Genomic DNA, 14,013 nt, shown 5'->3' with positions numbered 1-14,013 from the left:
ACCCCGGAATGCGCGAGAGGAGTGTCGAGGGGGGCGAGCAGGATGCCGGCGACCCGTGACCGTTCGAAGAGCTCCAGGTTGCGCACTTCACGGTCGCGGTCGATCTCGGAGTTCGCGATGAGCACGTCGAAACCGCGGCGGCGCATGGCCTGCTCGACGCCGCGGGCGATGTCGACGAAGAAGGAGTTGCCGAGGTCTGCGAGGACCAGCCCGATGGTCGTGCTGCTGCCTGCAGCGAGGGATCGCGCGGCGTCGTTGCGGACGAAGCCGAGCTCGGCGATCGCGCCGAGCACCTTGCGGCGGGTGTGCTCCGAGACCTTCTCCGGATTGTTGAGCGTGTTCGACACGGTGCCGAGCGCGACTCCCGCATGCCGCGCCACATCGCTCATGCTCGGCTGTGAGCGTGAGCTTCCTTGTGGATCGACGGCGATGAAGTCCTCCGGGCGGGGGCCGAGCGATGAATCCGCTCTCTGAGCATTATGGCGGACGATCGACTGAGGGATGACATTGAAGCGCTTCATAACGGATTGGTCACGCGTTTGACGCTATCCGATCGCTGTGGCACCATGTCAAATGAAGCGCTTCAAAACGAGGCGTCGCATTCAAGGAGGAATAGTGACCACTGCAGCAGGGCGCGTTCGGCGCCTCATCCCGGTCGCAGCACTTGTCGGTGTCGGCGCTCTCGCCCTCACGGCGTGCTCGGGTGCCGCCGACTCGGGGTCGGCCGCCGGCACCGGCGAGTTCACGTATCTCGGCCAGACCGAGAACACCACGATCATCGCAACGCTCGAGACTCTCGCCGGTGACGCCTGTGTCGATGCAAACGCCGCGGCACCCCTGAAGGCCGACAGCATCGCCGGAACCCAGTGGGACCAGCAGCTCCAGCTGCTCGCGAGCCAGGACGGACTGTCCGACATGCAGATGGCGGCAGGCACGCCCTCCCTCATGCAGGACTTCATCGACGCCGGGCAGGTGCTCAACCTCACCGAGACCCTGGACGAGCTGGGCGCGTCGGACGCGATCCTCCCCGCGGCGGAGTCGACGATCAAGGCTCTCTATGGCGGCGGCGATCTCTACGCCCTGCCCACCGAGTTCAACATCGAGGGCTTCTGGTACAACAAGGAGCTCCTCGCGGACAACGGCATCGAGGTGCCCGAGACGTGGGACGCCCTGGTTGACGCGGCGGCGACGCTCAAGAGCGCCGGCATCCAGCCGTTCTCGGCGGCGGGCAAGGACGGCTGGCCCGTCACGCGCCTCGTGGGCGACTACATCTTCCGCGACCTCGGCGCTGACGCGCTGCAGAAGGTCGCCGACGGGGATGCCTCGCTGACCGATCCCGAGTATGTCGCGGCGGCCGACGCCGTCGCAGAACTGGGCAAGGCCGGATACTTCGGGGACGCCGTCGGATCGGTCGACTACAACGCCGCGATGAACCAGTTCCTGACCGGCAACGCCGCGTTCTTCTACATGGGCAGCTGGGCTCTCGCGAACTTCAACGACCCGGAGCAGAACAAGATCGGTGCCGACAACGTCGGCTTCGCACCATTCCCGGCGGTCGAGGGCGGCGCGGGCAGCATCGACGAGGTGCCCGCCAACGTCGGCATCCCGGTGATGTTCTCGGAGAAGGGCGCCGACGCCGACACCAAGGCGTGGATCGACTGCATCGTGAACAACTACGGCGACACCGTCCTCGCGGACTCCGGCGTCGTCTCGGGCTTCACGCTGAGCGATGCGCCGACCGACCTCGCCCCGACCACGCAGATCGTCCAGGACACGATCCAGAACGCGCCCTCGAGCGTGCTGTGGTTCGAAGCGCTGTTCACCTCGAAGGGAACGAGCATCAGCCAGACCAACGGCGGTGCACTTGCCAACGGCTCCGTCAGCGGCGCCGACTTCATGCAGCTGGTCCAGTCGGCCAACGACGAAGGCTGATCGAACCAGGCCCGAGGGGGGCGCAGCTGCTCGCCGCGTCCCCCTCGGGGCCACCCACGACATAGGAGTCACCCGGTTATGCAAAAGGTGCTCGGCGACAAACGCGCCATCCTGATCCTGCTCGGCCCTGCGCTGCTCATCTACTCGCTGGTCATGCTCGTCCCGATCGTGTGGTCGCTCTACTACACGGTGCAGGACGGCAACCCGATCGTCGGGTTCACCTTCAACGGATTCGGAAACTTCGTCAAGTTCTTCCAGGATCCGGCGGCGTGGGACGCGGTCTTCTTCACCCTCAAGTACGCCGTCATCCTCACCGCCCTCCAGGTCGCTCTCGGCTACGGGCTCTCGCTGCTCTACGTGTTCTGGCTTCGGAAGGGCTCGGGGCTCGTGCGCACCATCGTGTTCTTCCCTGTCGTCCTGCCCACCGTCGCGATCGCGCTGCTCTTCCAGCGACTCTTCGAGGCCGCTCCCACGACAGGGCCGGTCAACTCACTCATCATGCTGCTGGGCGGAGACTCGATCGACTGGTTCGGGATGCCGGCGGCGTCCTTCTGGATCGTCATCCTGATGGACCTCTGGCGCTCGATGGGCTTCTACGCCGTCCTGCTCTACGCGGGACTCGTCGACATCCCGGAGGAGCTCATCGAGTCCGCCCGCATCGACGGCGCGTCTGGCTGGAAGCTCATCCGGACGATCATCATCCCGCTGAGCCTTCCGGTGCTGCTTTCGAGCATCATCTTCAGCATCAACGGAACCCTCAAGGTGTTCGACACCGTCATCGCCCTCACTGCGGGAGGGCCCGGCAACGCCACCACACCGCTCACGCTCTACATGTTCCGCACGTCATTCGCGTACGGCGACTACGGCTATGGCAGCACGATCGCGCTCATGCTGACGATCCTCTGCCTGCTGTTCACCATCGTCATCTTCCGATCGACGCGTCGCGATCTCAGCAAGGAGTGACCATGTCCGCCACGACCGCATTCATTACGGGCAAGGATCTGCCCGACATCCACGAAGCCCCACCGCGACGACGCCGCTCGCTGCGCAAGACGCTCAGTCGCATCCCCGGATGGCTCCTCATCAGCCTCCTCCTCATCATCGTGATCTACCCGATGGTGTGGATGTTCCTGGGCTCGTTCAAGACGCAGGACGAGTTCCTCAACGCCCCGTTCTGGGCGCTCCCCGACAAGTGGTCGCTCGACAACTACATCGAGGTCTTCACGACGGGCAACTTCGGCACCTACGTGCGCAACAGCATCCTGGTCGTCTTCCCCTCCCTTGCGCTCATCCTGCTTCTGGGAGTGGCCGCCGGCTTCGCGCTCGAGGTGATGATGTGGAAGGGCAAGGCGACGGTCCTGCTGCTCTTCCTCATCGGCATCATGGTGCCGACGCAGATGATCCTGCTTCCGCTGTTCACCATCTACTTCCGGCTGCACCTCACCGGCACGTTCTGGCCGCTCATCATCACCTATGTGGCCACAGGTCTGCCACTGACGGTGTTCATGATGGCGACGTTCTTCCGGGCGGTGCCGCGCGAGATCTTCGAGGCGGCGACGCTGGATGGCGCGAACATCTTCCGCATGTTCTGGTCGGTCGGCGTTCCCCTGGTGCGCAACGCTCTGTTCACCGTCGGACTCGTGCAGTTCTTCTTCCTCTGGAATGACCTGCTGGTCGCGTTGACGTTCACGACGAGCAGCGAACTGCGCACCATCCAGGTGGGGCTGCTCAACTTCACCGGGGAATATGGCGCGGTGCAGTACGGTCCGACCTTTGCGGCGATCGCGGTGAGTGTGTTCGGGACGCTGCTGATCTACCTGTTCCTCAACCAGCAGGTCATGAAGGGCCTCACGGCCGGATCGGTCAAGGGCTGACGTGACGGAGATCACAGAGATCTGGCTCGAGAACAGGCGCGCAGGGACGACCGTTGGGATCGACGAGGATGCGCCTCGCATCTCGTTCACCGTGACCGAGTCTGCCCACGCTTATGAGCTCGAGTTCACCCGCGAGGCTGGTGGGGTGGAGCGCGCCAGCGCGGCCGACACGTCGCGCGTCGCCTGGCCGTTCGCTCCTCTCGCCCCGCGCGAAGGCGGGGTGCTGCGTGTGCGCGGCGAGGGGACGGATGCCTGGAGCACCGGTACGACGATCGAACGAGGTCTCGCCGGCGACTGGCGGGTGGACTTCGCGTCGCCATCCACCTCCGCGCCGCAGGGGACGCTGCGCCCCGGTTTCCTCCTGCGAGCGAGCTTCGACGCGGGAGTTCCCGTGGAGCGCATCGCGAAGGCACGGCTGTACTCGACGGCGCACGGCGTCTACGAGCTGGAAGTCAACGGCGGTCGCGTCGGCGACGACCGGCTGGCGCCCGGCTGGACGAGCTACAGCCACCGGCTGAGGCACCAGACGTACGACCTCACCGCGGTTCTCGTGGATGGCGAGAACGTGCTCGGCGCCTGGCTCGCCGACGGCTGGTACCGGGGCCGCATCGGCTTCGACGGCGGACTGTGGGATCTCTACGGGACGGATGTCGCGCTGCTCGCGCAGCTCGAGCTCACGACAGTCGACGGCGAGCATGTCGTCRTCCCCCTCGACTGGACGTTCCGCGAGTCGCCGATCACGGCGGTCGGTCTCTATGAGGGTGAGACCTACGACGCCCGCCTCCTGCCGCAGCGCTGGTCGGCTCCGGGCTTCGATGCGTCCGGCTGGGCGGCCGCGACTACTCTTCCGCGGGAGTCCTTCAGTGCCGCTATCGAGGCCCCCACGGCGCTGCCGGTGCAAGAGACCGAGGTGCTGCATCCGGTCTCGATCGACCGTCGTCCGAACGGTCGCATCCGGCTCGACTTCGGCCAGAACATCTCGGGGGTCCTGCGCATCCGGCCGCGCGCCGCGGCCGGGCACACCATCGTGCTGCACCACGCCGAGGTGATCGAGAACGGCGAGCTCGGCATCCGTCCCCTCCGTTCCGCGACGTCCGTCGATACGTACGTCACGGTCGGGGTGGAGGGCGAGGAGTACTCGCCGCGGTTCACGATCCACGGGTTCCAGTACGCCGAGCTCGAGAACTGGCCGGGGGAGCTGCGCGACGGCGACGTCGAGGCCGTCGTGATCCACACGCGGATGCGGCGCACCGGCGTGTTCGAAAGCTCGCACGCCGGCCTGAACCAGCTGCACTCGAACGTCGTGTGGAGCATGCGCGACAACTTCGTGGACCTGCCGACCGACTGCCCGCAGCGCGACGAGCGGGTCGGGTGGACCGGCGACATCCAGGTGTTCGCGCCGACGGCGCTGCGGCTCTTCGCGGCGCACGGCACGCTCACCGGCTGGCTGCGCGACCTCGCGCACGAGCAGCGCGATCAGGGGCACGTCCCCAATTTCGTGCCGTGGGTCGAGTGCGGATTCCCGAATTTCCCGACGGCCGCCTGGGGGGATGCCGCGGTGATCGTGCCGTGGACGATGTACCTCGACGACGGCGACACGCAGATCCTGGTCGACCAGTACGAGAGCATGCGCGCGTGGGTCGACCTCGTGGCCGACCTCACCGGACACACGGGACTGTGGAACGCCGGATTCCAGCTCGGTGACTGGCTCGATCCCACGGCACCCCCGGAGAGCCCCGGCGACTCGCACACCGACAAGGCCCTCGTCGCTACGGCGTACCACGTCAAGACCGCGCGCATCGTGGCCGAGACCGCGACCCTGCTCGGCGACAGCGAGGGCGCCGAGCGCTATCAGCGGATCGCCGAGCGAGCAACTGTCGCCTTCCAGGACGAGTTCATCAGCGCGTCGGGCCGAGTCGTGAGCGACACGGCGACCTCGATCGCGGTCGCCCTGGTCTTCGACCTGTTCGCCTCTCCGGAGCAGGCCACACGCGCGGGGGAGCGGCTGCGCGACCTCGTCGGCCACGGCGGGTTCCACATCTCGACCGGCTTCGTCGGCACGCCGATCATCTGCGACGCCCTCGTCCTGGCGGGAAGCATGGATTACGCGTACCACCTGCTGCTGCAGGAGGGCCTTCCGTCCTGGCTCTACCCGGTGACGATGGGCGCGACGACGATCTGGGAGCGGTGGGACAGCATGCTGCCCGACGGGTCGATCAACCCCGGCGACATGACCTCGTTCAATCACTACGCCCTCGGTGCCGTCGCCGACTTCCTGCATCGCTCCGTCGCGGGGCTGTCGTCGGATGCGCCCGGCTGGGAGGTCGTGCGCTTCGCGCCCCGTCCCGGCGGGGGCCTCGAGCATGCGTCCGCTCAGTTCGACAGCGTGCGGGGAGCGGCTGCCATCTCGTGGCGCCGGGAGGGCGAGACCCTGACGATCGAGGTGACGGTGCCGGCGGCATCCCGCGGGATCGTCGTTCTCCCCGAGACCCGCGAGGAGGTCGCGGTCGGACCGGGCCGCCATTCGTTCCGCACCTCGTTCCGGGCTGTCGCCGACGACCCTGACGCACCGTTCTTCGGCTGGCGGCGCGAGCCCGTCGAAGCCTGACCACCACTCACCGCAGAGGACTCATGAACCAGCTCAGGACGTCGATCACTCCCGGCCGCCCATGGCTCGACACGAAGGGCGAGCGCATCCACGCCCACGGCGGCTCGGTGATCACCGTCGACGGCGTGCACTACTGGTACGGCGAGAACAAGGAGTTCTCGACTCCGGGCAGCGGCATCTGGCACTGGGGTGTGCGCTGCTACTCGTCGACGGACCTCTGCAATTGGGAGGACCGGGGGCTCATCATCCCGCCGGACGAAGCGGATGCCTCGTCCCCGCTGCATCCGTCAGCGGGGATGGATCGACCGCACATCGTCTACAATGCGTCGACACGCAAGTACGTGTGCTGGATCAAAGTCATGACGAAGGGCTCGATCCAGCGCTCTACTGTGCTCACTGCCGACAGCATCCTCGGACCCTACGAGACCGTCCGCACGTGGCTGCGGCCGCTCGACATGAGCGCGGGCGACTTCGACCTCGTCGTCGACCCGCACGATGGCAAGGGCTACTACTACTTCGAGCGCGTGCACTCCGAGATGATCTGCGCCGACCTGACCTCGGACTACACGGACGTGACGGGGTACTACTCGACCCACTTCCCGCAGCCGCAGCCACCCTTCGTACGTGAAGCGCCGGCCTATTTCTCGCGCAAGGGGCAGCACTATCTGCTGACCTCGGGAACCACCGGGTACTACCCGAACCCGTCCGAAGCCGCCGTGGCGAAGTCCTACCACGGGCCCTTCGAGGTGCTCGGAGACCTGCATCCGTCCGATCAGTCGCGGACGTCGTTCCACTCGCAGATCTCGTCGGTGTTCCGGCATCCCGGCAAGAAGGATCTCTACATCGCGATCGCGGATCGATGGCTTCCGACATATCTCGAGCACGGGGACCGCGCGCACCAGGCCTTCGTCGATCACTTCGCGCCGGGCAAAGACAGCGACGAGCCCATGGAAGAGTTCGCTCACGTCGACACTTCCACCGCCGACTACGTCTGGCTGCCGATCCGGTTCGAAGGCGATCGGCCGATCATCGAGTGGCGGGACGAATGGAGCCCGGACGAGTACTGATGCAAGAATCACTCTTTCGGCCGGAGGCAGATGAGATGCGCGAACCACAGCAGCACGCGACGTCGGCGCCGTACGCGGACCCGGACTTCGGACCCAACGTCAAGATCTTCGCCCCGGACATCCCCGTCGACGAGATCAATGCCTATCTGCTGAGCATCTCCGATGAGAGCGAGTTCGGTGACGGTCGGCACGCGGTGTTCTTCAGACCCGGCATCTATGGCGAGGCATGCGGCCAAGACGACCCCGCGAACGCTGAGGGGATCGTCAACGCCACAGTCGGGTACTACACGGCGATAGCCGGCCTCGGCCAGTCACCCGACGACGTTCTGATCAACGGTGCGCTGCACGTGGATCCCGGCGACACCCTCACCAACTTCTTCCGATCACTGAGCAACATCTCGATCAATCCCATCCAGCGTCCGGTCGGGGTGGACGCGGCCAGCGAGTCGCCGCACGGTGTCGCGGATCCTCACACAGTGACTTGGGCGGTCTCGCAGGCTACGCCGCTCAGGCGCGTCCATATCAAGGGAAGCCTCGATCTCACCGGGAAGGTCCCCAGCAACGCCTTCGGATCGACGCTGATCAACAGCCGGATCGACGGCGCCGTGATCAGTGGCGACGCAACGCTCGGTCCCGCTCAAGCGCAGTGGTACACGCGCGACAGCTGGATCGGCGCCTGGAATGGGGTCGGTGTGAACACCGTCTTCTCGGGCGTGGAGGGCGCTCCGCCGTCGAACTTCGTCGGCGACGGCACGACAACCCTCGCGCACACCCCCACCTCGCGCGAAGCGCCGTTCCTGTTCATCGACGAGGACGACGCCTACAAGGTGTTCGTGCCGCACGTGAAGCACATGTCCTCCGGTACGCACTGGTCAACCGGGCCGCAGGACGGCACCGCGCTCCCGCTCGACGCCTTCTTCATTGCGCACCCCGAGCACACCGCCGCCGACATCAACAGGGCGCTCGCGACGGGTAAGAACCTGATCCTCACGCCTGGCCTCTATTCCCTCGAGGCGCCGATCCTGGTCGATCGCGACGACACGATCATCCTGGGGTTGGGATTCGCAACCCTCGTACCCGCTCCGGGAATCAGCGCCCTCACCGTAGGAGACGTGAACGGCGTCATCATCTCGGCGGTCACCGTCGATGCCGGCCCGAACACCGACATCCTGATCCGCATCGGCGAAAGCGGCAACACCCGCCTTCTCGAATTCGATGCACCGACTTCGCTCAGCGATGTCTTCGTCCGGGTCGGCGGCCGGACCAATGGACAGGTCCGCGTCGCGCTGGAGATCAACAGCGACAACGTCATCCTCGACGACTGCTGGATCTGGCGCGCTGACCATGGCGCGGGAGCGGGGTGGACGAGCAACCTGGCCGAGTACGGACTGGTGGTCAACGGCTGCAACGTCACCTCGACCGGACTCATGGTCGAGCATTTCCAGAAGAACCAGGTCGTCTGGAACGGCGAACTCGGCACCACTGTCTACTACCAGAGCGAGTTCCCCTACGACGTACCCGCCCAGGTGGAGTGGATGGACGGCGAAAGCAGCGGCCACCCCTCGTATGTGGTGGCCCCGGGAGTGAAAAGTCACCAGGGGACCGGGCTTGCGATCTATGGCCTCTTCTTCGCCGGGCTGTCGCAGCCCACTCCTTCGCACATTCGCGTGTCCGCGGCGGTCACAGCACCCGTCGCGGAACATGTGAGGTTCACGGCGCTATCGTCGGCGATCATCGTCGCCGGCGCCATCGACCACGTGATCAACACGACCGGGCAGTCCGTCGACGCCACGTCACCGAATTCCCTGGTGCCGGGCATGACCGCGGTCACCCGACTGGCCTCCGGCTAGCTCTGCGCACGCAGTCCGACGTTCAAGACCGGTGAGCTCAGATCGAGCGCAGAACGACGCGTCCCGCGATCTCCTCGGCGATCGCGCGAGATGGCTGCGCGCCCACGCCTCCGGCTCCGCGAGTCGAGGCGGTGCCGCATGCGACGCCGAGGGCGAGGCTGCGATCGATCGGCAGCCCCGACAGCCGACCGGCGAGGAACCCCGCGGCGAGGCTGTCGCCTGCCCCGACGGTGTCGACGAGATCGCCCTCGATCTCGGGCACATCGGCCCGGACACGCACGGTGGTGCCGGCGTCCCGCCAGGCGGCGACCGCGCCCTCGGCTCCGAGCTTGTGCACGACGACCGCGCCATCGGGCATGCGGTCAAGCAGCGATGCCACCGCGGCATCCGGCTCTGAGATGCCCGTGATCCCCGCCAGCTCCTGTTCGTTGCCGAAGAACACGTCGGCGTGGGCGATGAGACTCAGGATTCCCCGATCCCACTGCTCCTCCGGGTCGAAGTTGCCGTCGACCGAGGTGGTGAGCCCGGCCGCGCGGGCGCGGGCGAACAGGGCGGCGGCGTCGTCCCACAGGGCGTGCTGCAGGAACCAGCTGCCGATGTGCAGGTGCGCGGCGTCGTCGAACGAATCCGGAACGTCGGCGGCGGCGGTATGGCCGATCGAGCCCATCGCGGTGAGGATGGCGCGGTCGCCGCCGGGGCGTGTGAGATGTGTGGACGACCCGGTCGGCAGCGACGGGTCGACCCGTACGCGTGACACGTCGATCCCACGGGCCGCAAGCTCGCGGAGGATGAAGTCGCCGAATTCGTCGCGCCCGACCACCCCGATCATGGTGGTGGGCACTCCCGCCGCGGCCGCACCGCACGCCGTGATCGCCGACGAGCTGCCCATCGTGAGCGCGGTGAACGGCACGAGCTGCTCGTGCTGACCGAAGCGGATGTCGTCGTCCGTGAGGCCGACGATGAGGTCCACGCAGAGCTCGCCGACGACGAGCAGGCGACCAGTCACTCCGGGAGCGGCTTCAGCCATTGCGTCCATACCCCTTCGCAATCGAGATCGTGGCGCTCGCACCACGACCGGACGGATGCCTCGGCGGCCCGCAGCGCCGCCGCCATGTTCTCGCGCCCGCGGTCGGATCCCTGCACGGTCACGATGTGCCAGGCGGAGACCGCGGTCGCGGCATCCGTCCCGCTCTTCGCGCTCGCCCCACTGGGCGTGTGCACGGCGATGACGTCGCCGTCGCCGAGTTCCAGTATGGCTGCCACAGTGTCGGCGAGATCGATGAGGAGGCGCCCCACCTCCGGATGCGCGGGGACGGCGACGGTGACGACCGGCATCAGCTGGTGACGAGGACCGAGCGGTTCAGGAACGGCGGGGTATCGGGATTGCGCCCGGCCTCCCGCGCGAGGGCGAGCGCGAGGCGGTGCGCGAGCACGAGGTTCGCCTGCGGGTCGAGATCGTTCGAGTAGACCGTCGCACCGGTGGAGCGCACGTCGGCGGCGACGACTTCGGGCACATCGCCGAGCACCCAGACGAGCGAATCTGGGCCGGCACACGAGATGGGACCGTGCTGGTACTCCCACACGGGGTAGGCCTCGGTCCACGTTCCCGCGGACTCGCGGAGCTTGAGGGCGGCCTCGTGCGAGAGCCCGACAGTCCAGCGATGCCCGAGGAAGACGACCTGCTTGACCTTCGCGGGGTCGGCCGGCAGTGGGAGTTCGAGCGCGGTGCGCGCGTCGGCGACCAGCGTGTCGGGAACCAGGCCGATCGAGGAACGAAGAGTCGTGAGACCCGTGGTGGCGAACCGCGTCTGCACGACCGAGGTCTCATCGGCGAAGCCGAGGTGCACGATGCGGTCGCACAGCTCGCCGAGCGGGGTTTCGAGGTCGCCGAGGATCGCCGTGATCCGGTGCGTGTCCTTGTACCGCTCGACGACCTCGACGACGTCGGCGGTCGTGCCCGAGCGGGAGATGACGACGATGTGCTCGTCGTCGTCGATCCAGGTCAGCTCTGTGGGGATCGCCGCGCGCGTGCGGCCGAGGCCGGCGTCGTTGCGCAGGTACGCGTACGAGTCGCCGATGTAATACGACGTGCCGCAGCCGATGACGATGACCTTCTCGCCCTGCTGCGGGAGCAGCGCGAGCTGCTCCGCGGGCAGCGCCAGCGCCTGCGTCCAGATCTCCGGCTGGCTCGTGAGCTCCTGCTCGGTGACGACGCCCAAGGCGGCGTTGCTGTCATTCATGCGGTTCCTCCTGGGCTGTCCTCAGCGTCGAGGACTCGATTGAGTGAGCAACATTCAATCAGAAATGAGCATGTTATGGAAGTTCTTGACTATTTGAGGTCGTTGGGTGAATACTCGTCCCAACCAAGAGGCGCAACGCAGCACCGCGGTCGCGCCGCAGACGAACCCGAAGGGATCGCAGCGTGAAATTCACCAACAAGCGTGTTGTCAGCGGGGCGGCCGTGCTCGCCGCCGGAGCACTGGCACTTTCCGGCTGTGCCGGTTTCGGCGGGGGCGGCGGCGATGACGAAGCCGGTTCGCAGAACCTCACTTTCACCACGTGGGGCAGCGAGGCCGAAGAGATCCAGTTCAAGGCGCTGATCAAGCAGTTCGAGAGCGAGCACGAGGGCGCCAAGATCAAGCTGAACGTCGTGCCCTACGACCAGATGTTCTCCAACATCGACGCGCAGCTTTCATCCGGCGATGCGCCCGACCTCTTCCGGGTGGACTACGGCAACCTGGGCGTCTACTCCAGCCAGGGCCAGCTGCTCGACCTCAGCCCCTACTTCACCGACGACGAGATCGCCGATTTCGTCCCCGCGATGTGGGAAGGCGTCTCGTACGACGGCGCACCCTACGGCGTGCCGCACCAGACCGACGTGTCGGCGCTTCTCGTCAACACCGCGATGGTCGAGGCGGCCGGCGTCGACCCGTCCACGTTCCCGACGACGCAGGACGAAGCCTGGACGTGGGATGAGTTCGCGGATGTCGCTGCGCAGCTGCGCGCGGGCCTTCCGGCGGACAAGTACCCATTCGTCTACAACTGGCAGCTGGGTGGCGCGCCGCGCTGGTTCAGCTGGCTGTTCCAGGCCGGCGGCACCTTCATCGGCGAGGACGGCACCACCCCCACCATTGATTCCGCCGAGGGCGAGAAGGCTCTGGACTTCACGAAGAGCTTCTTCGAGAACGAGTGGGTGCCCCCGACCAGCTCCACCAAGGGAACCGTCTATGCGGACAACCTCTTCACCGAGCAGACCGCGGCGATGGCCTTCGCCGGCTCGTTCCTCGTGCCTGACCAGGACGCACTGAACGAGTTCGAGTGGACGGCCATTCCGATGCCGAGGGACGAACGCGGCGCGACCGATCTCGGCGGCAACGCGCTGGTGGCCACGAAGGACACGAGCAACCCCGAGCTCGCGGCCGAGTTCCTGAAGTTCATGGTGTCGGCCGATGCGATGTCGGCGTTCTGCGCCGCCACGAACGAGCTGCCCACGCGGCTCGACCTCGCCGGCGACGCGATCAGCTTCGATGTCCGTCCCGACGTTATGCCGGTGTTCGTCGACCAGGCCGTCACGATCGAGGCCGCCGATGTCAAGCAGCTGACCTCGCCCGCCATGGCGGCGATCAACACCGCCCTCCAGGACCAGCTCGAGGCGGCGTTCATCGGCGGTCAGTCGACCGCCGACACCCTGGCGAACCTCACCAAGGCGATTCAGGAAGCGGCTCAGTAATGACCGCTGCCGTGACCGCCTCCGTCCGGAAGGGCGCTCCGGCGCCCTCCCGGACGGGGGCGGCGCGCCGCACGGCGCGCCGTAGGGATTCGCTGACGGGATGGGCATTCATCGGCCCGAACCTGATCCTGCTCGCGCTGTTCATGTTCCTGCCGATCCTGTGGGCCGTCCCGCTCTCCTTCCAGGAGACGAGGGGCTTCGGAGACCCGAGGTGGGTCGGACTGGACAACTACATCCGGATGGCGACCGACCCGGTCTTCTGGCTGAGCCTCGGCAACACCGTGCTCTTCACCATCGTCACGGTCCCCATCGTCATGATCGGCGGCCTCGGCCTCGCGGTGCTGGTGAACTCCGTGCTGCCGGCGCGGGGGATCTGGCGCACGATCATCGTGCTGCCCATGGTCATTTCGGGTGTGGCATCCGGCATGATCGCCGTCGCCTTGTTCTACGAGAGCAACGGGCTGATCAACAAGGTCCTGGTCGCCATCGGTCTCGAGCCGATCCCGTGGCAGTCCAACGGCACGGCGGCGATGATCTCGGTCATGATCGCCGCTATCTGGCTCAGGATCGGCTTCAACATGGTGATCTACCTGGCAGGGCTCCAGGGCATCTCGCCCGAGCTGTATGAGGCCGCACGCATCGACGGCGCCAGCCGCTGGCAGCAATTCCGCTCCGTCACCATGCCGCTGGTGGGGCCGAGCTCCTTCTTCCTGCTGATCATGAACGTCATCGCATCGTTCCAGGTCTTCGACCTGATCTACGTCATGACCGGGGGCGGACCTGGCAACGCGACATCCGTGCTCGTCACCTACGCCTACCGAAACGGGTTCCAGATCCGCGAGCCCGGCTATGGCGCGGCGATCGGCATCGTCATCCTCCTCATCACGCTCGCCTTCACCTTCATCCAGTGGAAGACCAGCCGAACCCGCGACATGGTCGAATAGGGGCTCCC

At 66.6% G+C, this 14,013-nt stretch carries 12 protein-coding genes; 8 read left to right on the top strand and 4 right to left on the bottom strand.

From position 1 onward, the window contains the following. On the bottom strand, nt 1-389 hold a 389-nt coding region (locus AC1DVT_RS01260), incomplete at its 3' end, for a LacI family DNA-binding transcriptional regulator (RefSeq protein WP_477385838.1). 226 nt (nt 390-615) lie between these two features. Here AC1DVT_RS01260 and AC1DVT_RS01255 point away from each other — a divergent pair. The 6 genes from AC1DVT_RS01255 to AC1DVT_RS01230 all read left to right on the top strand — a co-directional run bounded on the left by AC1DVT_RS01255 (nt 616) and on the right by AC1DVT_RS01230 (nt 9,331). Then, nucleotides 616-1,932, top strand: a complete 1,317-nt coding sequence (locus AC1DVT_RS01255; RefSeq protein ID WP_457101885.1) for an ABC transporter substrate-binding protein — start codon at nt 616-618, stop codon at nt 1,930-1,932. Between the two features lie 78 nt (nt 1,933-2,010). Next, on the top strand, nt 2,011-2,895 hold the full coding sequence (locus AC1DVT_RS01250; protein WP_457101886.1) for a carbohydrate ABC transporter permease: 885 nt from the start codon (nt 2,011-2,013) through the stop codon (nt 2,893-2,895). Between the two features lie 2 nt (nt 2,896-2,897). After that, nucleotides 2,898-3,806, top strand: a complete 909-nt coding sequence (locus tag AC1DVT_RS01245) for a carbohydrate ABC transporter permease (protein ID WP_477385836.1) — start codon at nt 2,898-2,900, stop codon at nt 3,804-3,806. A gap of 1 nt (nt 3,807) precedes the next feature. Next, the gene (locus tag AC1DVT_RS01240) at nt 3,808-6,414 is read left to right on the top strand and encodes a family 78 glycoside hydrolase catalytic domain (protein ID WP_477385834.1); all 2,607 of its coding nucleotides are present in this window, start codon (nt 3,808-3,810) and stop codon (nt 6,412-6,414) included. Nucleotides 6,415-6,437: 23 nt separating this feature from the next. Continuing rightward, nucleotides 6,438-7,481 (top strand): family 43 glycosylhydrolase, encoded by a 1,044-nt coding sequence (locus tag AC1DVT_RS01235; RefSeq protein ID WP_477385832.1) that lies wholly within the window; start codon nt 6,438-6,440, stop codon nt 7,479-7,481. A 35-nt stretch (nt 7,482-7,516) separates the two neighbouring features. Continuing rightward, entirely contained in the window at nt 7,517-9,331 is a 1,815-nt protein-coding gene (locus tag AC1DVT_RS01230; protein ID WP_477385830.1) for an adenylyl cyclase, read from the top strand. A gap of 37 nt (nt 9,332-9,368) precedes the next feature. On the opposite strand, the gene AC1DVT_RS01225 is transcribed toward AC1DVT_RS01230, so the two are convergent. From AC1DVT_RS01225 to AC1DVT_RS01215, 3 genes are read right to left on the bottom strand one after another with little or no spacing between them, the layout of a single operon-like run. Then, nucleotides 9,369-10,358, bottom strand: coding sequence for a carbohydrate kinase family protein (locus AC1DVT_RS01225; protein ID WP_477385828.1), 990 nt, complete (start codon nt 10,356-10,358; stop codon nt 9,369-9,371). Then, a complete protein-coding gene (locus AC1DVT_RS01220; protein WP_477385826.1) occupies nt 10,334-10,666 on the bottom strand; it encodes a hypothetical protein in 333 nt (110 codons plus the stop codon). Before AC1DVT_RS01220 ends, AC1DVT_RS01225 begins: the two co-directional genes overlap by 25 nt. After that, the gene (locus AC1DVT_RS01215) at nt 10,666-11,571 is read right to left on the bottom strand and encodes an SIS domain-containing protein (protein ID WP_477385824.1); all 906 of its coding nucleotides are present in this window, start codon (nt 11,569-11,571) and stop codon (nt 10,666-10,668) included. Before AC1DVT_RS01215 ends, AC1DVT_RS01220 begins: the two co-directional genes overlap by 1 nt. 182 nt (nt 11,572-11,753) lie before the next feature. Between AC1DVT_RS01215 and AC1DVT_RS01210 the strand changes: the two genes are divergently transcribed. Together AC1DVT_RS01210 and AC1DVT_RS01205 are read left to right on the top strand one after the other, a co-directional pair. After that, a complete protein-coding gene (locus AC1DVT_RS01210; protein WP_477385822.1) occupies nt 11,754-13,061 on the top strand; it encodes an ABC transporter substrate-binding protein in 1,308 nt (435 codons plus the stop codon). Further along, nucleotides 13,061-14,005: a carbohydrate ABC transporter permease gene (locus AC1DVT_RS01205; protein WP_457101895.1), complete on the top strand. Its 945-nt coding sequence runs from the start codon at nt 13,061-13,063 to the stop codon at nt 14,003-14,005. The genes AC1DVT_RS01210 and AC1DVT_RS01205 overlap by 1 nt, the downstream gene beginning before the upstream one ends. Nucleotides 14,006-14,013: the final 8 nt, after the last annotated feature.

The organism is Microbacterium sp. P2_F9 (assembly GCF_056403635.1).
Note: the sequence above shows the minus strand (reverse complement) of the source record. Positions and strands in the feature narration are given on the sequence as shown.

What these genes read in the sequence shown, in the direction of transcription:
- AC1DVT_RS01225 (WP_477385828.1), bottom strand. Translation starts at nt 10,358, where the DNA reads ATGGCTGAAGCCGCTCCCGGAGTGACTGGTCGCCTGCTCGTCGTCGGC.
- AC1DVT_RS01220 (WP_477385826.1), bottom strand. Translation starts at nt 10,666, where the DNA reads ATGCCGGTCGTCACCGTCGCCGTCCCCGCGCATCCGGAGGTGGGGCGC.
- AC1DVT_RS01235 (WP_477385832.1), top strand. Translation starts at nt 6,438, where the DNA reads ATGAACCAGCTCAGGACGTCGATCACTCCCGGCCGCCCATGGCTCGAC.
- AC1DVT_RS01230 (WP_477385830.1), top strand. Translation starts at nt 7,517, where the DNA reads ATGCGCGAACCACAGCAGCACGCGACGTCGGCGCCGTACGCGGACCCG.
- AC1DVT_RS01250 (WP_457101886.1), top strand. Translation starts at nt 2,011, where the DNA reads ATGCAAAAGGTGCTCGGCGACAAACGCGCCATCCTGATCCTGCTCGGC.
- AC1DVT_RS01245 (WP_477385836.1), top strand. Translation starts at nt 2,898, where the DNA reads ATGTCCGCCACGACCGCATTCATTACGGGCAAGGATCTGCCCGACATC.
- AC1DVT_RS01215 (WP_477385824.1), bottom strand. Translation starts at nt 11,571, where the DNA reads ATGAATGACAGCAACGCCGCCTTGGGCGTCGTCACCGAGCAGGAGCTC.
- AC1DVT_RS01205 (WP_457101895.1), top strand. Translation starts at nt 13,061, where the DNA reads ATGACCGCTGCCGTGACCGCCTCCGTCCGGAAGGGCGCTCCGGCGCCC.